Below are 20,534 nucleotides of genomic sequence, written 5' to 3'. Positions count from 1 at the left end.
AGGCTACTAATTTATATATCACCAAGAGTCAAACCAGACTGCATTAGAACAAAATCGCCTTAGTCATATGCCTCGTGCGTCACATTGCTCGACTAACCTTGCTGTTAAACCCGAGAGCAAAAGTGAAGCCACCATGTCTTTGAATAGCCTGTTGCTGAAGACGATTCTGCAAATCGTTGCCGGCATTACTTTGATACTGGTGCTATTAGGCGCCTTCAATTACTCGCAGACAGAACAACGGCTATTAAACGAAGTGCAAGCGGACGCCCAAAACGTCATTAAGCGCTTGCAAGGCAGTTTGCCGTTACCTATCTGGAACTTCGATCAGGACACGGTGGTTAAAAACATCGAAGCAGAGTTAGCAGCCGATTTCGTCAATCGCATCACAGTGGTGGTAAATGAAGATATTTTTGCTACGCGCGCCAAAAACGCCGCCGGTGAGATTGTCGACAGTCAGACCAGCGCCAACACCGATGCTCTCGAGTTTTCTGAACCACTCATTTACAGCGCCGATGGCGATGAAAGCGAAGTCGGTAAGTTGGTGATTGGCATCAACAAAGATCGCGTTACCGCCGCACTGGATTCAGCATTGCAGCTAGAGATATTCCGCGTTGTATTGTTGGCGGTCATCGCTTCGGTACTGATCACCATTATCATCCGCGGCTCGGTGATTGCTCCACTAAATAAAGTGCGCAAAGCCATTCACGACATTGCCGAAGGAGATGGCGATCTCACCAAGCGTCTGAGCGACTCAGGTGCGGTAGAACTGGCTAATGTAGCGCGGGAATTTAACGGCTTTGTCGCCAAACTAGCAGACCTAATTGAAGATATAGGCCAAACCGGCTCGGCGATGGCATCGAAATCACAGGAAAGTCAAGGCTACGTTGAGGACATTCGTGGCGAGCTGCAAAGCCAGCGCTCAGAAATTGACCTAGTGGTGTCCGCCAGCACAGAGCTCTCCAGCAGCACCGACATGGTGGCGCAAAATGCACGTCAAGCCGCGGATGCCGCAATCAACGCCAATAAAAATGCCCAAGATAGCCACTCCATCGTTAATACCGCTGTTGATAGCATCAATGCTTTATCCAGTGAAATCGGCCAGATCGCCGACGTTATTCAAAATCTCGTGAAAGAAGGCGAAAACATCGGCGCCGTTAGTGATGTGATTCAGGGGATTGCTGAGCAAACCAACTTATTAGCATTAAACGCCGCCATTGAAGCAGCCCGCGCTGGTGAACAAGGTCGTGGCTTTGCTGTGGTCGCCGACGAAGTGCGCACTCTGGCACAGCGTACTCAGCAATCCACCGAAGAAATTAACCAGATGATTGAACGCCTGCAAAAATCCACCGAAGACGCCGGCGCCGCCATTCAAAAAGGCACAGAAAACGCCCAGACCAGTGTGCAAAAAATCACTCGTGCTGGTGAAGCCATCAGCGAGGTGGCCACCAATATGGACCAAATCAACACCATGAACTCACAAATTTCTCAGGCTGCCTCCGAGCAAAGCTCGGTCATCGCTGAGCTAAATCAAAACATCGTTAATATTTCCCATAACGCCGACAGCACCGAGCAACTAGCCAACCAAACCGCTGGTGTCAGCTCAGGCACGATGGAAATTGCCCTTGAGCTGCAGGAAAAAATGCAGCGTTTTAAAACCTCGTAAGACCATTAATCCGTTAAGGAGTCGCTATGATTAAGCGCTTTGCTTTATTACTGACATTGACGTTGCTAACCAGCTTCAGCTGGGCCGAAAAAACCGTGCATTTGACCTCGCTCGGGTGGCCACCCTATTCGGGTAAAGAGTTGCCCAACCAAGGGGCGTCCGTTGCCGTAGCCAAAGCCGCTTTTGAAGCCATGGGCTACACTTTAAAAGTCGATTTTTTCCCTTGGAGCCGCGCCGTCGCCTTGGCGCAAGATGGCAGCAGCAAGTACGCTGGCTACTTCCCAGAATACTACTCAGATGCCGTCGCCCAAGAGTTCACTTACTCTGACTCCCTAGGTAAAAGCCCGGTGGGTTTTGTGGAGCAATCAGCCAATCCTGTGACTTGGACCAGCCACGAGGACCTCAAACAGTTCTCCATTGGCGTGGTACAGGATTACGTGAACGAGGCCAAGTTTGATGCCATGGTGGCCGATGGCACCTTAAAAGTGGAGCCGGTAATCAGTGATAAGAACAACCTACTTAAAGTGATTAACGGTCGCTTGGATATGGCTGTGATTGATAAAAACGTCATGAACTACTTATTTGCTAACGACAAATCACTGCAAGGCAAGGCCAGCAAAGCCAGCTTTAACAGCAAGCTATTAGACGATAAAGACATTCATATTTGCTTTAAGAAAACCGCCGAGGGTGAAGAGTTGGCCAAGATTTTCAACGAAGGCCTAACCAAAATTGATGTCGATGCCATTCTGGCGGAGAACATGTAACTCATTTCCGGCAACAATAAGGCTCAGACCCTGTCTGGGCCTTTTTTATGTCAACTCCAACAACTGCTGCTCCAACTCAGACAATTGCCAATGTCCCTCCACCAGCGCTTGCTTGCGCGACTTTGGTAAACGCTTTAACCGATACTCCAGCTGCATGGCTGAGCGCTTACTCTGTGCTTGGAAGTGATACACCAGTTGCAATGGCCCGCGGCCACGCAATGCTTTCGCTGCTCGCGCATTACCGCTGCAGTGCTCTGCAAAGCGCCGCTTAACATCGGTGCTGACGCCACAATAAAGCTTGCCGTCTGCGGTTTGCACCAGATACACACTCCAGCTCTGCACGCCCTACCCTTGTAACACCTCTTAAAAACCGTATGGTATCTGACCTTGGTGGCCCTGAAGAAGAGTAATATGCATCAAGTGTTTCGCGACCCTATCAGTGGCCTGACCCACTTAGCCGGCGCTATTTTTGCCGTAGTGGCGTTGTGCATTTTATCGGTTCAGGCAGCCTTGCATGGCAGCATTTGGCACAGTGTTTCGTTTGCCGTATTTGGCGCCTGTATGCTGATCATGTTTGTCAGCAGTACCGTGTATCACCTGGTGCATGGCAGCCAGCAAATGATTGCCTGGCTGAAACGCTTGGACCATATGGCGATATTTTTAATGATCGCCGGCTCCTACACTCCGGTGTGTTTGATTCCACTGAATGGCCCTTTGGGTTGGGGGCTGCTGGCTTTCATTTGGCTGCTGGCACTGGCCGGTGTCATGCTTAAACTGGTGTGGCTGGATGCGCCGCGTTGGTTATCGACCGTGTTGTATGTATTGATGGGCTGGTCTGTGGTGTTTATCTACCCTGCACTGGAGCGCATCCCAGACGACACCTTGAATTGGTTGTTATACGGCGGCATCAGTTACAGCGTGGGCGCGGTGGTGTATGCCTTACGCTGGCCAGACCCTTGGCCACGTTGGTTTGGTTTTCATGAGATCTGGCATTTATTTGTCATTGGCGGCGCCTTTTGCCATTTTTGGGCAATGGCGTTTTCGTTAACAACTGTGGTGGTGTAATGGCTCAAGCTGAGTTATCTGATCCGTTAATTATTTCCCGCGCTGTGCAAATTCCTTGGCGCGAAATCGACATGCACGCCATTCGTGCTCAAGGTGCAGGTGGGCAAAACGTCAACAAAGTCGCCAGTGCCATTCATTTGCGCTTTGATATTCGCGCCTCGTCTTTGCCGGATAGCTACAAAGAGCAACTGCTAGCGCGCAGCGATCAACGCATCACCGCCGACGGTGTGGTGGTCATTAAAGCGCAACAGTTCCGCACCCAGGAACAAAACCGTGAAGACGCCCTAAGGCGCCTGCAAAGCCTGTTGCGCAGTGCCAATGTGGTGCGCAAAAAACGCATTGCCACCAAGCCCAGCAAAGCCGCTCAACGGCGACGGGTGGATAAAAAGGTCAAGCAAGGGCAGATCAAAAAAATGCGTGGCAAGGTTGGGATGGAGTAAACCGGGTAACGCCGCAACCTAGCGCCTTGCTTTGCGGACCTGATCGTACGCTTCTTGTATTTGCTGGGTTTTCTCTTTCGCCAACCGTAGCATTTCTTCCGGCAACCCTTTCGCTACCAGCTTGTCCGGATGATGTTGGCTCATCAGGCGGCGGTAAGCTTGTTTTAGCTCTGCATCGGTGACATCCGGTTTAACCCCGAGAATGTCGTAGGCCGCACGCAAGTTTTGGCGGCTGGTGCGGCTTTGCTGCTGGCGACCACGACCCGACATGGCCGCCTTTACCCGGCTGTGAATCCATTCAAACTGAAATGCACTGATGCCCAACGCCCGGCATAAGCGCTCAAACAAGCGTCGCTCTGCCGTCGACAACTGGCCATCGGCGTAGGCGACGCTGAGCTGAATTTCGAGAAACATCTGCGCCAAGCTGGTGTGTGCCGACAAAGCCGATTTAAGCCGGCTCAAATCGTCACTCAAATCAAAGTCAGCTTGCTTGCCCTGATTAAAGCAATCGATCGCTGCCTGACGCTGAGCACCACTGAGCTGCATTTGCTCCATCACATGGGTGGCGGCGGCAATTTCGGCTTCGCTAACGCGGCCATCGACCTTCGCCAAACGCCCCATGGTGCGGAAAGTGGCCTGAAAGAATATCTGCTGAATGGTGGCACGCGAGGCAGCGCTGCCATTGGTAAAGGGAGCATTAGTACGCCCTAATAAGGCTTGGCCCAAGGCTTTATCGAACAGGTGGCCCGCCAGGCTGCCAATCAAAGCCCCTACCGGTCCGCCCGTGACCAACCCCACCATGGCGCCCGACAGCTTACCTAGCCAAAACATGCCCATTCTCCCTGGTTAACCACACAGTGCGCGTGCCTGCTGTAAACGCTCAGGCGTACCAACATCTAACCAAGCATTTTGCCAATACTCACCGCTGACACGGCCTGAGTTGATGGCCTCCTGCAACACAGGAGCTAAGCGTTGCGGCCCAGGCGCCATGCCTGCAAACAAATCCGGATGCAACAGACTGACACCGGAAAACGTCAGTCGATCGATCTCAGTGCTCACCACTCGGCCTTGGCGCAAGCCAAAATCCCCTTCGGGGTGATGCTCAGGGTTATCAACCAGCCATAAGTGTGCCAAGTCTCCCGCCGCCAGCGGCTCAACCTGAGGGTGCCCCTGAGCCAGAAAGACATCGCCGTTGACCAACAGAAACGGCTCACTGCCCAACAGAGGCAATGCTTTTACAATGCCGCCGGCGGTTTCTAAGGCTTCGGGCTCGTAGGAATAATGCAGCCGCAGGCTCCAGCGCTCGCCAGCGCCCAGGTGCTGGCGAATACGGTCGGCGAGGTAAGAAATGTTAATGACGACATCATTGATGCCCATCGCCGCCAAAGCTGCGATGTGATGCTCGATCAGCGTTTGCTGACCGACGGAGAGCAACGGCTTGGGGCAGTGATCGGTCAAACTGCCCATGCGAGTACCGCGCCCAGCGGCTAGAATCATCGCTTTCAAGCGCTTTCCCCAACCTCCTTGGGTAATACTGGCATCACCCGGCTGTGCAACCACTGGTGGAAGTCGGCCAGCTCGTCGTAACGCTGACTAACCGCCAGCAAATAACGGCAAGTATTGGGAATATCGTTAAGGTAGTCGTGCTTGCCATCGCGCAGCGACAGGCGTGCAAAAATCCCCGCCGCTTTCAAATGACGCTGCAGCCCCATCCAGTCGAAATCCTGTCGAAAACGGCTCCAATCGCCCAAATAAATGCCCAAAGGCCGCGCTGCCTCCCAGTATTCACCGGCCAGCTCCTCCACCCAAGCCTCAGGCCAATGCACATAGCAGTCACGCAGCAGCGACACCAAATCGTACGTCGGCGGCCCGGCGACGGCATCTTGAAAGTCCAAAATACCAAGGGTTCCGTCGTCTAACACCATCAAATTGCGGGAGTGATAATCACGGTGCACGACCACTTGCGGCTGTGCCAGCGCCCGCTCGGCCAAGGCATCAAAGGTGCGCTGCAACATGGCCAGTTCCGCCTCGCTCAGCGCTAACTGCAAGTGTTGCTGGCACAACCAATCACGGAACAGCGCCATTTCGCGCTGCAACAGTGTGTTGTCATACGCTGCTAGCTCACGGGTGGGTAGCTGCTGCAGCGCCAACAATTGCTCAATGGCTTGGCGATACCAGCCACTGATGCCTTCTTGGGCATGCGGCTCTTCGCGCAGTGCATGCCACAGCCAGGTATCCCCCATGTCTTCGAGCAACATAAAGCCGCGCTCGGTATCTGCGGCCAGAGGCTGCGGTACGCGCACGCCCTGGCTGTACCATTGCTTGGCTAGCTGCATAAACAGTTGGCTGTCTTCATGCTCGGGCGGGGCATCGACCACGATCCAACTGTGATTTCGATAACGTAAACGATAATAACGCCGAAAGCTGGCATCCCCTGCCACGGCTTCCAGATCTGCCACAACATTGACAGAAGAATGCTGCCTTAAAGCATCGGCAGCCCACTCGGCGACGGCTTGTAGTCGCGGATCCATGCTGGCCTCTCAGGTTCAGTCGTTCTAGAATTGGCGCCGCGCTGTCTTAGGCGACGACTTTTGCGCGCTAATGTAGCACACATCGCCGACATTCATCAGACACAGGACCGGCCCATCCTCACTCATGATCAGTAATATTGCCAAAGGTTCATCATTGGTGTGGTTGCTACTGGCTGGCAGCGCCATGGCAGCGCCTGCACCCGCCGAACAGCCGTTATCCTGGTACCCGCGCGCGTTGCTCAGCAGCGAGCAGCAAGCTCAGTTACCTGCGTTCTGCAGCGGTATGTATGTCACACCGAACTTGCCCAGCATTGACGGTGATCAAATCGAGCTCGAAGCCGACAGTTCCAGCTCCGATGCCGCGGGTGCCGTGTACTTTCGCGGCGACGTGGTTTTCAGCCGCCAAGGCCAGCGCTTGACCGCCGATGAGGCCGACTGGTTTCGCTCCCTCAATGAAGGTGAATTCCGCGGTCAGGTGCGCTACGACAGCAAAGACCTAGTGTTGCAAGGCGAGCGCGCCACCCTAAGTCAAGCTGACGGCCAGCGCCGTACCGACATTATCGCCGCAGAATATGCACTGCCCAGCCAGCACCTGCGAGGTCAGGCAGAGCAAATTCGGCTGCAGACCGACGGTACGCTGAAGCTCGACCAGGCCAGTTTTACCTACTGCGAACCGGGCCAAAACGATTGGGATATTCGTGCCAGCGAACTCACCCTGGATCAGCAATCAGGCATGGGCAGCGCCTGGCATACACGCTTGCGCCTGGCCGGCGTGCCGGTGTTTTATTTGCCTTATTATCGCTTTCCCATCGACGATCGCCGCATGACCGGCTTTCTTAACCCAGAGTTCAGCCTCAACGAGAACCTGCAAGCAGAAGAAATTCGCCTGCCGTTTTACCTCAACTTGGCGCCCAACCTGGATGCCACCATTACACCGCACCACATTCTCGACCGTGGCCTGCTGTGGGAAAGTCAGCTGCGCCACAAAACCGAATCGCTGGGCGATGGCGAACTGAATTACGCTTACCTCAATAAAGACGCCACCGAGAAACAGGAGCGCTGGGGCATCAACTATCGCCAAAGCGGCACACTGGGCGAGCATTGGCGCCATAGCTGGGTCTATAACAACGTCAGCGATGGCGACTACCTCAAAGACATGAACCCGGGCGGCGCCATTGACCGCACCACCCACCTGCCACGCCGTGGTGAAATCAATTATCAGCGCGGCGATGTCAGCTTTCGAGCGCTGGGCGAGAGCTTTCAAACGCTGGATGACAACATCGCCCTGCGCAATCGCCCCTATCGTCGCCTGCCGCAATTAGAGCTCAATTACGAACCGCTGCGTTTTAACCAATGGCAGTGGCAAGGACGTGTGCAGTACAGCCACTTCCACCGTGATCAAGAGGCCGTCATTAATGAGCAAACGCAGTCACTGAGCGGTGCTGATGCGCTGAACGCTCACCGCTGGGTGGCCGACACTGCCCTGAGCTATCCACTGTTTTGGCCCTATGCCGTGATTGAGCCTAAGGCTGAATTTCGTTACCGCTACTACCGCTTCAGCGGCCCAGAAGAAGAATGGTTGGCCACTGCAGAGGCACCCGATGAGGTACTGAACTATGGCGTCGCGCGCTACTCGCTGGATGCTGAAATGTTCTTCGAACGGCCGTTCGACTGGTTCAGCAAGCGCCACCTGCAAACGCTGGAGCCACGCTTGCTGTGGGTTAAAAGCCCCTACCAGAACGATCAGCTGCAGGTACCTAACTTCGACACCGCCGCCACCACCGTCTCTTACGCCAGTTTATTCAGCGGTGATCGCTTTACCGGCGACGACCGTTTGGCCGACCTCGATCAGTTAAGCCTAGGGCTGACCAGCCGCTGGCTCAATCACCAGGGTGAAGAGCGGTTACGCGCCAGCCTTGGGCGAATTTACTACCAGCAAGACCGCCGCGTGCAACTGACGGCCAGCGAGGCCGCCGAGCGCGCGACCTCCAGCACACTGGCCGAAGTGGAGTGGTCTCCTCTGTCTGAGTTGCGCCTCTACAGCACCCTAGAATGGGACCCTTACCAGGACTTTGCCCGCCAACAGCGCTTTGGCCTGCGCCTACGACCCAGCCCCAACCGCTTATTTAACCTCGGTTGGAACACGGATAAATCCTACCGGTCAGACAGCGATGAAGTGATCACTAACAGCCGTCAGTTAGACGCCGGCCTATTTTGGTCAGTCAACGATCGTTGGGCGCTAGTTGGCCGTTTGCTACGTGATCTGAGAGACTATGACGACGGTGAACTGCGCCCCGTTAACCCAGTACTGGAAGCCATTGCTGGCGTTGAATACCAGAACTGCTGCTGGCGGGTGCAACTGCTGTACCGTGAAACCTCACCCACTCGCGATGACTTCAGTGACGGCTTCAGCACGGACAAAGACTACAGCTTTATGCTGCGCCTGCAGTTAAAAGGCCTGGGCGCCTTTGGCAGCGGCACCGACGACTTGTTAACAGACAGCATACTCGGATACTCAAGACGACAATATCATGACTACTAAGCGCTTATTTCTTTGCCTAAGCCTGCTGCTGACCACCCTGGTCGGCACCCCGAGCTGGGCCAAACCCCAACCGATTGACCGCGTTGTCGCGGTGGTCGATGAAGGCATCATTATGGCCAGTGAACTGCAGCAGCGTCTGGCCATGCTCAAACAACAAAACGCCGGCGCTCAACTGCCACCGGACGAGGTGCTGAGAAAGCAAGTGCTGGAACGTATGGTGGTAGAAAGCATTCAATTGCAAATGGCCGACCGCGCCGGTATTCGCATCAGCGATGCGCAGTTGAACGATGCGCTGCAACGCATTGCCGCGCAAAATGGCATGAGCCTGGCGCAGTTTCGCCAAGCCATGGCGGCGGAAGGCACGCCCTTCTCTCTGGCACGTGAGCAAATCCGCGATGAAATGCGCGTCAGCCGCGTGCAGCGCTTCCAAGTGGGTGAGCGGGTGCAAATTTCAGAGCAAGACATCGACTACTTTCTTGCCTCCGAACTGGGCAAAATGACCTCGGCGGCTGAGTATGAGCTCAGTCATATTCTGGTGTCTGTACCAGAAGCCGCCAGCCCGGCCGACATTCAAGCCGCCGAAGAAAAAGCGCAAAACCTGATTAGCCAACTCAATCAGGGCGCTGACTTCCGCCAGCTGGCCATTGCAGAGTCCGCCGGTCGTAACGCCCTCAACGGTGGTGAGTTGGGCTGGCGTAAAGAAGCCCAACTGCCTGGGATTTTTGCCCAAGTCGTGCCCAAGTTAAGCATCGGTGAAGTCTCTCAGCCGGTGCGCTCCAGCAGCGGTTTTCATCTGGTGAAGCTGACCGACAAACGCGGTGGCAGCACGCGCATTATTACCCAAAGCAAAACCCGCCATATTCTGGTGAAAGCCAACGAGCTGCGTGACGCCGAAGAGACCAAAGCTCTGATCAATGATCTGTACCAACGCGCCAAAGCTGGCGCTGACTTTATCGCTCTGGCGAAAGAGTACAGTGATGACCCCGGCAGCGGTGCCAATGGCGGCGATCTCGGCTGGGTTAGTCCTGGCGACATGGTTCCAGCCTTCGACCAAACCATGCAAGAAATCACGCCAGGAACGGTAAGCGCACCCTTCCGCAGCCAATTTGGCTGGCATATTTTGCTGGTTGAAGAGCGCCGCGACACCGACGTGGGTGAGCAACTGCAACGCCAGCAAGTGCGGCAAATGCTGTACAGCCGCCGCTTTGAAGAAGAGTTGCCGATCTGGTTGCGAAAAATCCGCGCCGAAGCCTACGTCGACATCAAGGCACTGTAATGACAATACGTCTGGCCCTAACCTGTGGCGAGCCAGCGGGCATCGGCCCAGACCTGATCATTCAGCTAGCCCAGCATCCCCAGGCTCAGCAGTGGGTGGTGCTGGGTTGCCAGCGCACCTTACAGCAGCGCGCGCAACAGCTGGGCCTGCCGTTAACGTTGCGGCCCTATGATCACCATCATCATGCCCCGAATAAACCCGGCGAGTTGACCTTGGTCGATGTGCCGACCGCCAACCCAGTGCAGCCGGGCAAGCTCGACCCAGTCAATGCAGGTCATGTGTTGCGCCTGCTGCAGGTGGCTGGCGAGGGGTGTCTGGATGGACGTTGGCAGGGCATTGTCACCGCCCCGGTGCATAAGGGCGTGATCAATGATGCCGGTAATGTATTTAGTGGCCACACAGAGTTCTTTCGCGACTTTTGCGGCGTGGAAGAAGTGGTGATGATGCTGGCCACGCAAGATTTGCGCGTTGCCTTAGTGACCACCCACTTGCCGCTGCGCCAGGTCGCCGATGCCATCACCAGTGAGCGTTTAACCCGTGTGATCCGTATTCTGCATCATGACTTACAACGCTTCTTTGGCCTGCCGCAGCCACGCATTCTGGTCGCAGGGTTAAACCCACATGCCGGTGAAGACGGGCACTTGGGGCGCGAAGAACTCGATATCATCGAACCCACCTTGGCACAATTGCGCGCCGACGGTATGCAACTGATCGGCCCACTACCGGCCGACACTCTCTATACTCCCAAGCACCTGCAACAGGCAGATGCGACCCTAGCGATGTACCACGACCAAGGTCTGCCGGTGTTGAAGTTTCACGGCTTTGGCCGCGCAGCCAACATTACTTTGGGGCTGCCATTGGTTCGCACCTCGGTAGACCATGGTACCGCACTGGATTTAGCCGGCAGCGGTCAGGCCGATACAGGTAGCCTGGCCACTGCCATCGACGTAGCCGCACACATGGCGCAATAACGCATGGCAAAACACATTCCCAAGGCCCATGGCCACAAAGCCCGTAAACGCTTCGGGCAAAACTTTCTGCACGATCAGCATGTTATCGACAAGATCATTCGTGCCATTCATCCACAGCCACAGGACCGGCTGGTGGAAATCGGGCCAGGTATTGGCGCCATTACCGAGCCGTTACTGGAAGAAACCGGACGCTTAGACGTGGTTGAGCTAGACCGCGACTTGATCCCGATCCTGCGCACCAAGTTCTTCAACTACCCGGATTTCACCATTCACGAAGGCGACGCGCTGAAGTTTGATTTCGGAACGATCGCAGGCAAAGAGCAGCCATTGCGCATCGTCGGCAACCTGCCTTACAACATTTCAACGCCGCTGATTTTTCATCTGCTCAGCCATCACCAGCAAGTGCAAGATATGCACTTTATGCTGCAAAAAGAGGTGGTGGATCGCCTAGCCGCCGCCCCCGGCAGTTCAGATTACGGCCGCTTGGGCATCATGGCGCAGTACTATTGCCGGGTAGAGCCATTATTTATCGTCGGACCTGGCTCGTTTAACCCACCGCCCAAGGTCGACTCAGCCATTGTTCGGCTGGTGCCGCACCAGCAACTGCCGCACCCAGCGCAAGACGTAAAAGTGCTGGAGCAAGTGGTGCGCAACGCATTTGGCATGCGCCGCAAAACCCTACGTAATACACTGAAGACATTGATCGACGCTGAACGCATCAGCGCTCTGGGCATCGACCCCAGTTTGCGCCCGGAGCGCATTACACTGGAAGAATATGTACGCATCGCCGATGCCATCAGCGCCAACGGAGAAGTTCATGAGCAATGACGGCAATAACATTGAAATTGAGGTAGAAGTCGAATTTCTAGCCGACCAGTCTGAAGAAGATGAGCAACGCTACGTGTTTGCCTACCATATCGCCATCAGCAACCACGGCGATCAAGCCGCCACCTTGCGTAGCCGCCACTGGTTTATCGCCGACGGCAATGCCGATGTACAGGAAGTCAGCGGCGAAGGCGTGGTTGGCGAGCAACCGACCATCGAGCCTGGCGAAACCTACCACTACTCCTCCGGTGCCGTACTCAGCACCGAAGTTGGCAGTATGCGCGGCTATTATGTCATGGAAGCCGACGACGGTGAGCTGTTTCATGCCACCATTCCGGTCTTCACCCTTGCCATGCCACACGCACTGAACTGAGGGCACTATGGCCACCTATGCAATTGGTGATATTCAAGGCTGCTACAACTCGTTACAGCGGTTACTGGAGCTAACTCAATTCGACCCAGCTCACGACCGTCTATGGCTGGCGGGCGACTTGGTTAATCGCGGCCCAGATTCGTTGTCTGTGCTGCGTTATATCCGCCAGTTAGGAGATAGCGCGATTACGGTGTTGGGCAACCATGATTTGCACCTACTCGCCGTACACTTGGGCGGCCATACTCTGAAGAGCAAGGACACGCTGCAAGCCATTTTCGATGCTGACGACGGCGAGCAACTGCTGCTGTGGCTTCGTCAGCAGCCGCTGCTGCATTGTGAGCAAAACTGGTGCATGACCCATGCAGGTTTGCCCCCACAATGGAGCATTGAACAAGCACAGCAACTGGCTCGTGAGGTTGAGCACGTATTGCGCGGCGATGACGCAGCGAGCTTTTTAGCCGCCATGTACGGCAATCAGCCTGACTGCTGGCAAAACGACCTAGAAGGCATTGATCGCCAGCGCTCGATCGTCAACTATCTCACCCGCATGCGCTTTATTGATGCCCAAGGGCGCCTTAATTTGGACGCTAAAGAAGGCGTTGGTAAAGCGCCCGCTGGCTTTGCCCCTTGGTTTAGTTACCCGCGCCAGAGTGCAGGTACTCGCTTGTTATTCGGCCATTGGGCCGCCTTAGAAGGCCGTACCGACTGCCAAGATGTTTTTGCACTGGACACTGGCTGCGTCTGGGGCGGCCAGCTATCCGCTTTGCGCCTGGACGACCAGCAATGGTTCCGGGTCAGTGCGCACCCGCTTCACCAACGGAGACCTGAATGAATCAATTTCGCCATCTAAGCATTAGCGATGCCCGCCCTATGATTGAAGGTAAGCAAGCAGTTGTGGTGGATATCCGCGATGCCATGAGTTACGCCGCCGGTCACATCACAGGTGCGCAACCCTTGCACAACGACAATCTCAACGACTTTTTGGCGCAAGCCGACAAAACTAAGCCCGTGATTGTCTGCTGTTACCACGGTAACTCCAGCCAAGGCGCCGCTCAGTACCTGGCCGGACAAGGCTTCAATGAAGCCTACAGCCTCGATGGTGGCTATGAAATGTGGAAACTTAGCCACTCAGATCTATGCGAAAAAGGCTGACGTAAACCGCCAAGAATTATCCTCATAAACCGGCACACTTTGTGCCGTTTTTTTTGTGCCCCACAACTCTGACTCTATTCTTTTCGTAATTTTTGCCGTTGCGGCACGTTCGATGCATTGCGATGTATTGTGTCGTTAGGCCATAGACCATAACTGAACACATGTTACCTGAGCGATATTCAATTTATTTATAAATTACTGGTCGTTCAGGGAAAAACTGAACCATACTGATGGTAGGCAATCGAATTTTTGAACAGAGCCTTTGTATAAAAACGTGACTACATCGTCATCGAGAGAGGTGGACCATGAGCGTATTCAATCGCTATCAGGAGAGGTACCAATCCACACAGGAAGAGGTAATGTCTCTCCAACAGTACCTTGAACTATGCAAGCAAGACCCTTCGGTGTACGCCACCGCAGCTGAACGCATGTTAGCTGCCATTGGCGAGCCAGAGGTGATCGATACCTCCCGAGACTTGCGCCTCAGTCGCATTTTTATGAATAAGGTGATCAAGCGCTACCCAGCATTTTCTGAGTTTTACGGTATGGAAGAAGCGGTAGAAAATATCGTCTCTTACTTTCGCCATGCCGCTCAGGGGCTGGAAGAGCGTAAGCAAATTCTTTATTTGTTGGGACCTGTAGGCGGTGGTAAATCATCATTAGCTGAACGTCTCAAGCAGCTAATGGAAAAGATTCCTTTTTATGCCATTAAAGGCTCGCCTGTATTTGAGTCACCACTCGGGCTGTTTGATCCTGATGAAGACGGCCAGATTCTAGAAGAAGACTACGGCATTCCTAAACGCTATCTAGGGCGCGTTATGTCCCCTTGGGCAGTCAAGCGCTTGCACGAGTATGGTGGCGATATCAGCAAGTTTGAAGTGGTCAAACTTTATCCTTCAATTCTGGATCAGGTGGGGGTCGCCAAAACTGAGCCTGGTGATGAAAACAACCAAGACATTTCATCATTGGTCGGTAAGGTTGATATCCGTAAGTTAGAGGAGTATGCCCAGGATGATCCTGATGCCTATGCCTATTCCGGTGCCCTGTGCCGCGCTAACCAGGGGCTGATGGAATTTGTGGAAATGTTTAAAGCACCCATCAAGGTGCTGCACCCATTGCTGACGGCGACCCAAGAAGGCAACTACAACGGCACCGAGGGCATGGGCGCCATGCCTTATGAAGGCATTATTCTGGCGCACTCGAATGAATCTGAGTGGCAGTCGTTTAAAAACAACAAAAACAATGAGGCCTTCTTAGATCGTGTCTACATCGTTAAAGTACCGTATTGTTTGCGCGTTGACGAAGAAGTCAAAATTTACGAGAAGTTGCTAGCCAACAGCTCTCTAGCAGAAGCTCACTGTGCTCCAGACACATTGAAAATGCTGGCTAAGTTTACAGTTTTATCACGACTAAAAGTGCCGGAGAATTCCAGCATCTATTCTAAGATGCGCATTTACAATGGTGAAAATCTTAAAGATACCGACCCCAAAGCAAAATCCATTCAGGAGTATCGCGATGGGGCTGGCGTCGATGAAGGTATGAATGGTATTTCTACCCGTTTTGCTTTCAAAATTCTGTCACGGGTCTTTAATTTTGATTCTACTGAAGTGGCAGCCAACCCAGTGCACTTGCTGTATGTACTAGAACAAGCCATTGAACAAGAGCAGTTCCCAGAAGAAGTACACAACCGCTACTTAAACTTTATCAAAGAATACCTAGCCACCGAGTATGTGAACTTCATCGGCAAAGAAATTCAGACAGCATACCTGGAGTCTTATGCTGAGTACGGCCAAAACATTTTTGACCGCTACGTCACCTATGCCGACTTCTGGATACAAGACCAAGAATACCGTGACCCAGAAACTGGCGAAATGCTCGATCGCAGCGCTATCAATGAAGAACTGGAAAAAATTGAGAAGTCTGCCGGCATCAGTAACCCTAAAGACTTCCGCAATGAGATTGTGAACTTCGTACTGCGTGCGCGCGCCAATAACAATGGTCAAAATCCATCATGGCAGTCGTATGAGAAAATGCGCTCTGTGATTGAGAAGAAAATGTTCTCCAACACAGAAGACCTGCTGCCCGTCATCTCATTCTCGGCTAAATCCTCATCTGAGGATCAGAAAAAACATGATGATTTTGTCGCTCGTATGACAGAGCGTGGCTACACCGAAAAACAAGTACGCTTACTGTCAGAATGGTATTTACGCGTGCGCAAATCGCAATAAACGCTAGGACAACAGTCCTGACGCAGGCCTGCTTCCTACTGGAGGCAGGCCTTAAGGGGGAGTCGATGTCGTACATCATTGATCGCCGGTTGAACGGCAAGAACAAAAGCATGGTCAACCGCCAGCGTTTTTTAAAGCGCTACCGTGAGCATATCAAAGGCGCCGTATCGGACGCCGTCAATAAGCGCTCGATTACAGACATGGAGCGCGGCGAAGATATCAGCATTCCAACCCGCAGCATTAACGAGCCCATGATTACCCATGGCCAAGGCGGCAAACAACACCGCGTTTTTCCCGGTAACAAAGAGTTTAATACCGGTGATGAACTAGAAAAGCCCAATCAAGGGGGGGGTTCTGGTAGCGGTAGCGGCCAAGCCAGCAACCAAGGTGACGGTGAAGATGACTTTACTTTTTTTATCACCAAAGAAGAATTTCTGAATTATCTATTCGATGATCTCGAACTGCCTAATATGGTGAAAAAAACTCTGAGCCAATCCAAAGAGTTTAAGCCCATGCGGGCTGGCTTTGTTTCTGAAGGCACGCCTAACAATTTGGCGATTGTGCGCTCGTTACGCAACGCCCATGCACGCCGCATTGGCATGGGCGCAGGAAAACGTCGAAAAATACGCCAACTGGAGGAAGAGAAGCAAACATTGCTGGAGCAAGGCAACGACGACCCCGCTTTGATAAGCGCACTCGATGAGCAAATCACTGAGCTGCAAAAACGCTTAAAAGCTTTGCCATTTATCGACGAACTGGACCTACGCTATCGCAACCAGGTCAAAGTACCAGTCCCTAGCAGCAAAGCAGTGATGTTTTGCTTGATGGATGTTTCTGGCTCCATGACTCAGGATGTCAAAGACATTGCCAAGCGCTTTTACATTTTATTGTATCTATTCCTAGAGAAAAATTACGACCACATAGAACTGGTATTTATTCGCCACCACACCAGTGCCAAAGAGGTCGATGAGCAAGAGTTTTTCTATTCACGCGAGACCGGTGGCACCATCGTTTCCAGCGCACTCAAGCTGATGCAGAAAGTCGTCGCAGAACGCTATAACAGCAGCGAATGGAATATTTATGCCGCTCAAGCCTCCGATGGCGACAACTGGGATGACGATTCGCCACTGTGCTCACAGATTCTCGAACAGCAATTATTGCCCGAAGTCCAATACTTCGCTTACATCGAGATCACTCCCAATCACCATCAAGCGCTGTGGGAAGCTTACAAAGGCGTGCAAGCGCAACATGGTGATCAGTTTGCTATGGCTCAGATTCGTGACGCTGGAGATATTTATCCGGTGTTTCGTGAGCTATTCGCACGCAAAGAATATCAGCAGGCGAGTTAGGAGTGAGACATGAGCGACTATATCTCTACCGAATCTGACTGGACCTTCGAGCTGCTGGAGCGTTACGACGCGGAAATTGCCAAAGCTGCCGAGCATTTTGGACTGGATACCTACCCTAACCAAATTGAGGTCATCAGTGCCGAGCAAATGATGGATGCCTATTCATCCGTGGGCATGCCTATTGGCTACAACCACTGGTCTTACGGCAAGCAGTTTTTGTCCACCCAAAAAGGCTACCAGCGTGGGCAAATGGGTCTAGCATACGAAATCGTGATCAACTCAGACCCCTGTATTGCCTATCTGATGGAAGAGAACACCCTGCCCATGCAGGCACTCGTTATTGCCCATGCGTGCTATGGCCACAACTCCTTTTTTAAAGGCAATTATCTGTTTCGTACCTGGACGGATGCCGGCTCCATCATCGACTATCTATTGTTTGCTAAACATTATGTTCGTCAATGCGAGGAGCGCCATGGCCAAGAGGAGGTCGAGCGCATTCTCGATGCTTGCCATGCTCTACAAAACTACGGCGTGGATCGCTACCGCAGACCTAAACCCATTTCTGCAGCAGAAGAAAAAGCACGCCAGCAAGAGCGAGAGAGCATTCTGCAGCAACAAGTGAATGATTTGTGGCGCACCTTGCCGCAAAAACAAACCGACGATGCTCCCGAAAAGCGACGTCGATTCCCAGAGGAACCCCAAGAAAACCTGTTGTACTTTTTGGAAAAAAACGCTCCGTTACTAGAGCCGTGGCAACGCGAGCTGATACGCATTGTGCGTAAAATTTCGCAATATTTTTATCCACAAAGGCAAACTCAGGTGATGAACGAGGGTTGGGCCACCTTCTGGCACTACACACTGCTGAATTACTTGTACGACCAAGGTAAAGTCACCGATGGTTTTATCATGGAGTTTTTAACGTCACATACCAATGTGGTCTTTCAGCCAGATTTTGACTCGCCTTACTTTAGTGGCATCAACCCCTACGCCCTCGGGTTCAACATGTTCCGGGACTTACAACGCATTTGCCAGAACCCCACCGATGAAGATAAAGAGTGGTTCCCTGATATTGCCGGCAGCGATTGGCTACAAACCCTAGATTTTGCCATGCGCAATTTTAAGGACGAGAGCTTTATTCAGCAGTTTTTATCACCCCGTTTAATTCGTGAGTTTCACTTGTTTAGCCTGTATGACGATGATGAAAAACCTCACTATAAAGTCGAAGCAATCCATAATGACGGCGGCTATCGTACCGTGCGTGATATGCTGGCGCGTCAATACGACTTATCTGTGCGTGAGCCGAACATTCAGGTAGTGTCAGTGGATATTCAGGGTGATCGTTCGATGACCTTACGTCACACCATGTTGGATAATCGGCCGCTATCGTCAGATGTGCATGAAGTGCTCAAGCACCTGCATTTTCTTTGGGGCTTTGATATCCATTTAGAAAGCTACCAAGATGATCGCATGATCAAGCGCTTTAGCTGCCCAGCGATGAGCGTGGATGATATTTGATCTCTTCATCAACACCAAAAACGGCCTCATTCAGAGGCCGTTTTTTATTACCAAGCTATCACCATATCATCGCGCTGGATGGCCAAGTGCTCAGCAGTTAATTGCATTTCTGCCACCACAAACTGCGGTTGAACCTGTTTAACTACCACTTCCGTCGCCATGTCGGTTAACTCAGTACGCGGTTCAAGGTCGAGATTGTAAAACGTACCAGTGCGATACACTTTAAAAGTATCTCCTGGGCGAATTCCAGCGCCGGCGCTGGCTTCGATGTGCAGACGGTGGCCGCGTGCTTTGACGATGCGCGCCATAAAGGGCTGGCAACGCAGCACTTCATCAATGTCATCGATAACGCCGCTCAGCAAATTACGTACTTCGCCGCCATAAGGTGTTTGCCAGAACTTCGGCGATGCAAAGCCTGGGCGGGCAGTTCTGGCAGCCGTCCATTCCCCTTCCGTAGAATAAGAGCGCTGAAACAACATCGCCCCGCTTAAACCATCGTGGACAAACACATCGACAACAAACTGGCGCCGGCGATCGTCATCATCGAAGCCCATCAGGGTCAGCCAACTGTCTCCTTGGCGAGCATAGTCACCGGCTTCTCCAACCATCGCCAGGCTGCGCACCACACCTGACACCACATACTGAGCACCGAGCTGGGTTGCCAATGCAACGGAAGTGGTTAGGCGCTGCTGGGCGGTTTCCGTCGACGGTGCTCGACGCGGGTTTTGATACAAGCTGACGCGAGTCGCATCAAAGGCATGAATCGCGCCACGGTCATTCAAGCTATTGACCAGTACCCTGGGCAATGCCTGTTCGACGTTGTGCAAATCCCCCATTGAGGCCTCGGTGGGATTCGCCAAGCCAAAGCCCGCCACGGCGATCGCCTTGCGGTAACGCTGGGTACTGGCCGGACACATAGCCTGGGGTGAAACATCCGCCTTGATGGCGACTTCATAAAGGCCATCGCGTTGATCTTCCCACAACACTTCGACATTGCTTAACCGCGAGCTACTGGCAATGCGCACATCGTCTTGTTCCACCACGCCCTTGCTCATCAGCTGGGTGCTGCTGACCTGCGCACCAGCGCGCAAGCTGGCACGTTGCATGGCATCTTCCAGCGCCATGGTGCGACTGTAAGAAACGGAATTACCAATCTCCGCCCGGCCAACCACTTCAACCGATAAGGCCTGAACGGTGCTGGCTGCCGCCCACAGTAGGATGATTATCAGCTGTGAAGACATGGCTCAGCCTCCTATTCAATAAAGTAAAAGCCGCTATCCGGGCTGCTGTTTTCTTGTTCAATGCGCCGCTTCTGCATGCCGGCGTACTGATTATTGTTGGCCAGCGGTACTCGGCAATCGACGTGAAAGCGCTGCCGGTCGGTGGTCTGCAAGCAGTTACGAAAGCCCTGATCGATGGTCATCTCCAACACGGTTTCAACACTGCCGTCTGGCAAGATATCGCTGGAGATCACCCGCGCGCCATGCATGTAGGCATCGACATAGGTACGAAAGCGATCATTCTGCACCACCATATCGCGCACCGTGGTCGAGCCTGATAACTGCATGCCATAAACCCGCTCTGCCATCGATCGAAAGGCATCTATTTTGGAAGCGCGAATACCCATCAGCCGACGCTGTACCGCGCTTTGTTTTTTGTTGTGCTCAATTGCGCCGTAGCCCACCACACGCAGCGTCATGGGCGCAATCGGATCGGCTTGCTGTTCCACCGGCTGAAAAAAAGCATTCGGACCCTGCTGTTGTTGATCGCTCATCAACAACCCAGAGCAACCCGTCAGCGCGACCGTGGTCGCCGATAACAGTGCAAGGGGCCATTTCAT

General features: G+C 53.2%; 20 protein-coding genes. 14 read left to right on the top strand and 6 right to left on the bottom strand.

Features of this window, described 5'->3' with window-relative positions:
* The first annotated feature begins 133 nt into the window (after nt 1–133).
* Together IE090_RS03595 and IE090_RS03590 are read left to right on the top strand one after the other, a co-directional pair.
* A complete protein-coding gene (locus IE090_RS03595) occupies nt 134–1,663 on the top strand; it encodes a methyl-accepting chemotaxis protein (RefSeq protein WP_189386984.1) in 1,530 nt (509 codons plus the stop codon).
* 26 nt (nt 1,664–1,689) lie between these two features.
* A complete protein-coding gene (locus IE090_RS03590; RefSeq protein ID WP_189386983.1) occupies nt 1,690–2,427 on the top strand; it encodes a substrate-binding periplasmic protein in 738 nt (245 codons plus the stop codon).
* Between the two features lie 45 nt (nt 2,428–2,472).
* Here IE090_RS03590 and IE090_RS03585 read toward each other — a convergent pair whose 3' ends face one another.
* On the bottom strand, nt 2,473–2,769 hold the full coding sequence (locus IE090_RS03585; RefSeq protein ID WP_189386982.1) for a GIY-YIG nuclease family protein: 297 nt from the start codon (nt 2,767–2,769) through the stop codon (nt 2,473–2,475).
* 69 nt (nt 2,770–2,838) lie between these two features.
* Here IE090_RS03585 and trhA point away from each other — a divergent pair, with 69 nt between their 5' ends.
* Both trhA and arfB read left to right on the top strand, forming a co-directional pair.
* On the top strand, nt 2,839–3,492 hold the full coding sequence (gene trhA, locus IE090_RS03580) for a PAQR family membrane homeostasis protein TrhA (protein WP_189386981.1): 654 nt from the start codon (nt 2,839–2,841) through the stop codon (nt 3,490–3,492).
* Nucleotides 3,492–3,932: an alternative ribosome rescue aminoacyl-tRNA hydrolase ArfB gene (arfB, locus tag IE090_RS03575; RefSeq protein ID WP_189386980.1), complete on the top strand. Its 441-nt coding sequence runs from the start codon at nt 3,492–3,494 to the stop codon at nt 3,930–3,932. The genes trhA and arfB overlap by 1 nt, the downstream gene beginning before the upstream one ends.
* 18 nt (nt 3,933–3,950) lie before the next feature.
* Here arfB and djlA read toward each other — a convergent pair whose 3' ends face one another.
* The 3 genes from djlA to IE090_RS03560 are packed head-to-tail and all read right to left on the bottom strand — an operon-like array spanning nt 3,951 to nt 6,463.
* Nucleotides 3,951–4,763 carry a co-chaperone DjlA gene (gene djlA / locus IE090_RS03570; RefSeq protein WP_229815449.1) on the bottom strand — a complete coding sequence of 271 codons (813 nt, stop codon included), beginning with the start codon at nt 4,761–4,763 and terminating at the stop codon, nt 3,951–3,953.
* A gap of 15 nt (nt 4,764–4,778) precedes the next feature.
* Nucleotides 4,779–5,429, bottom strand: coding sequence for an N-acetylmuramate alpha-1-phosphate uridylyltransferase MurU (gene murU / locus IE090_RS03565; protein WP_308428489.1), 651 nt, complete (start codon nt 5,427–5,429; stop codon nt 4,779–4,781).
* Nucleotides 5,430–5,434: 5 nt separating this feature from the next.
* Nucleotides 5,435–6,463 carry an aminoglycoside phosphotransferase family protein gene (locus IE090_RS03560; protein ID WP_189386977.1) on the bottom strand — a complete coding sequence of 343 codons (1,029 nt, stop codon included), beginning with the start codon at nt 6,461–6,463 and terminating at the stop codon, nt 5,435–5,437.
* 124 nt (nt 6,464–6,587) lie between these two features.
* Between IE090_RS03560 and IE090_RS03555 the strand changes: the two genes are divergently transcribed.
* The 10 genes from IE090_RS03555 (at nt 6,588) to IE090_RS03510 (ending at nt 18,694) form a co-directional block, all read left to right on the top strand.
* On the top strand, nt 6,588–9,005 hold the full coding sequence (locus tag IE090_RS03555) for an LPS-assembly protein LptD (RefSeq protein ID WP_189386976.1): 2,418 nt from the start codon (nt 6,588–6,590) through the stop codon (nt 9,003–9,005).
* Nucleotides 8,995–10,281 (top strand): peptidylprolyl isomerase, encoded by a 1,287-nt coding sequence (locus IE090_RS03550; protein ID WP_189386975.1) that lies wholly within the window; start codon nt 8,995–8,997, stop codon nt 10,279–10,281. Before IE090_RS03555 ends, IE090_RS03550 begins: the two co-directional genes overlap by 11 nt.
* Nucleotides 10,281–11,252, top strand: a complete 972-nt coding sequence (gene pdxA / locus IE090_RS03545) for a 4-hydroxythreonine-4-phosphate dehydrogenase PdxA (RefSeq protein ID WP_189386974.1) — start codon at nt 10,281–10,283, stop codon at nt 11,250–11,252. The genes IE090_RS03550 and pdxA overlap by 1 nt, the downstream gene beginning before the upstream one ends.
* A 3-nt stretch (nt 11,253–11,255) precedes the next feature.
* Nucleotides 11,256–12,080 carry a 16S rRNA (adenine(1518)-N(6)/adenine(1519)-N(6))-dimethyltransferase RsmA gene (gene rsmA, locus IE090_RS03540; RefSeq protein WP_229815446.1) on the top strand — a complete coding sequence of 275 codons (825 nt, stop codon included), beginning with the start codon at nt 11,256–11,258 and terminating at the stop codon, nt 12,078–12,080.
* Nucleotides 12,070–12,450 (top strand): Co2+/Mg2+ efflux facilitator ApaG/CorD, encoded by a 381-nt coding sequence (gene apaG / locus IE090_RS03535; RefSeq protein ID WP_189386973.1) that lies wholly within the window; start codon nt 12,070–12,072, stop codon nt 12,448–12,450. Before rsmA ends, apaG begins: the two co-directional genes overlap by 11 nt.
* A gap of 7 nt (nt 12,451–12,457) precedes the next feature.
* Complete coding sequence (locus IE090_RS03530; protein WP_189386972.1) at nt 12,458–13,282, top strand: symmetrical bis(5'-nucleosyl)-tetraphosphatase; 825 nt, start codon at nt 12,458–12,460, stop codon at nt 13,280–13,282.
* Complete coding sequence (glpE, locus tag IE090_RS03525; RefSeq protein ID WP_189386971.1) at nt 13,279–13,602, top strand: thiosulfate sulfurtransferase GlpE; 324 nt, start codon at nt 13,279–13,281, stop codon at nt 13,600–13,602. The genes IE090_RS03530 and glpE overlap by 4 nt, the downstream gene beginning before the upstream one ends.
* Before the next feature lie 305 nt (nt 13,603–13,907).
* Complete coding sequence (locus IE090_RS03520) at nt 13,908–15,830, top strand: PrkA family serine protein kinase (RefSeq protein ID WP_189386970.1); 1,923 nt, start codon at nt 13,908–13,910, stop codon at nt 15,828–15,830.
* 65 nt (nt 15,831–15,895) lie between these two features.
* On the top strand, nt 15,896–17,179 hold the full coding sequence (locus IE090_RS03515) for a YeaH/YhbH family protein (protein ID WP_189386969.1): 1,284 nt from the start codon (nt 15,896–15,898) through the stop codon (nt 17,177–17,179).
* A gap of 9 nt (nt 17,180–17,188) precedes the next feature.
* Nucleotides 17,189–18,694 carry a SpoVR family protein gene (locus IE090_RS03510; protein ID WP_189386968.1) on the top strand — a complete coding sequence of 502 codons (1,506 nt, stop codon included), beginning with the start codon at nt 17,189–17,191 and terminating at the stop codon, nt 18,692–18,694.
* 47 nt (nt 18,695–18,741) lie between these two features.
* Here the strand turns inward: IE090_RS03510 and IE090_RS03505 are convergent, their stop codons facing one another.
* Both IE090_RS03505 and IE090_RS03500 read right to left on the bottom strand, forming a co-directional pair.
* The gene (locus IE090_RS03505; protein ID WP_189386967.1) at nt 18,742–19,935 is read right to left on the bottom strand and encodes a flagellar assembly protein FlgT; all 1,194 of its coding nucleotides are present in this window, start codon (nt 19,933–19,935) and stop codon (nt 18,742–18,744) included.
* Between the two features lie 11 nt (nt 19,936–19,946).
* Nucleotides 19,947–20,534 carry an LPP20 family lipoprotein gene (locus tag IE090_RS03500; protein ID WP_189386966.1) on the bottom strand — a complete coding sequence of 196 codons (588 nt, stop codon included), beginning with the start codon at nt 20,532–20,534 and terminating at the stop codon, nt 19,947–19,949.

Origin of the sequence: Bacterioplanes sanyensis, from assembly GCF_014652515.1 — a bacterium.
Classification (GTDB): Bacteria; Pseudomonadota; Gammaproteobacteria; order Pseudomonadales; family Oceanobacteraceae; genus Bacterioplanes; species Bacterioplanes sanyensis.
This window is presented reverse-complemented; position numbering and strand designations above follow the sequence as displayed.

What these genes read in the sequence shown, in the direction of transcription:
- IE090_RS03595 (WP_189386984.1), top strand. Translation starts at nt 134, where the DNA reads ATGTCTTTGAATAGCCTGTTGCTGAAGACGATTCTGCAAATCGTTGCC.
- IE090_RS03505 (WP_189386967.1), bottom strand. Translation starts at nt 19,935, where the DNA reads ATGTCTTCACAGCTGATAATCATCCTACTGTGGGCGGCAGCCAGCACC.
- pdxA (WP_189386974.1), top strand. Translation starts at nt 10,281, where the DNA reads ATGACAATACGTCTGGCCCTAACCTGTGGCGAGCCAGCGGGCATCGGC.
- glpE (WP_189386971.1), top strand. Translation starts at nt 13,279, where the DNA reads ATGAATCAATTTCGCCATCTAAGCATTAGCGATGCCCGCCCTATGATT.
- IE090_RS03530 (WP_189386972.1), top strand. Translation starts at nt 12,458, where the DNA reads ATGGCCACCTATGCAATTGGTGATATTCAAGGCTGCTACAACTCGTTA.
- djlA (WP_229815449.1), bottom strand. Translation starts at nt 4,763, where the DNA reads ATGTTTTGGCTAGGTAAGCTGTCGGGCGCCATGGTGGGGTTGGTCACG.
- IE090_RS03560 (WP_189386977.1), bottom strand. Translation starts at nt 6,463, where the DNA reads ATGGATCCGCGACTACAAGCCGTCGCCGAGTGGGCTGCCGATGCTTTA.
- IE090_RS03515 (WP_189386969.1), top strand. Translation starts at nt 15,896, where the DNA reads ATGTCGTACATCATTGATCGCCGGTTGAACGGCAAGAACAAAAGCATG.
- IE090_RS03510 (WP_189386968.1), top strand. Translation starts at nt 17,189, where the DNA reads ATGAGCGACTATATCTCTACCGAATCTGACTGGACCTTCGAGCTGCTG.
- murU (WP_308428489.1), bottom strand. Translation starts at nt 5,429, where the DNA reads ATGATTCTAGCCGCTGGGCGCGGTACTCGCATGGGCAGTTTGACCGAT.
- apaG (WP_189386973.1), top strand. Translation starts at nt 12,070, where the DNA reads ATGAGCAATGACGGCAATAACATTGAAATTGAGGTAGAAGTCGAATTT.
- trhA (WP_189386981.1), top strand. Translation starts at nt 2,839, where the DNA reads ATGCATCAAGTGTTTCGCGACCCTATCAGTGGCCTGACCCACTTAGCC.
- rsmA (WP_229815446.1), top strand. Translation starts at nt 11,256, where the DNA reads ATGGCAAAACACATTCCCAAGGCCCATGGCCACAAAGCCCGTAAACGC.
- IE090_RS03555 (WP_189386976.1), top strand. Translation starts at nt 6,588, where the DNA reads ATGATCAGTAATATTGCCAAAGGTTCATCATTGGTGTGGTTGCTACTG.
- IE090_RS03520 (WP_189386970.1), top strand. Translation starts at nt 13,908, where the DNA reads ATGAGCGTATTCAATCGCTATCAGGAGAGGTACCAATCCACACAGGAA.
- IE090_RS03550 (WP_189386975.1), top strand. Translation starts at nt 8,995, where the DNA reads ATGACTACTAAGCGCTTATTTCTTTGCCTAAGCCTGCTGCTGACCACC.
- IE090_RS03590 (WP_189386983.1), top strand. Translation starts at nt 1,690, where the DNA reads ATGATTAAGCGCTTTGCTTTATTACTGACATTGACGTTGCTAACCAGC.
- IE090_RS03500 (WP_189386966.1), bottom strand. Translation starts at nt 20,534, where the DNA reads ATGAAATGGCCCCTTGCACTGTTATCGGCGACCACGGTCGCGCTGACG.
- arfB (WP_189386980.1), top strand. Translation starts at nt 3,492, where the DNA reads ATGGCTCAAGCTGAGTTATCTGATCCGTTAATTATTTCCCGCGCTGTG.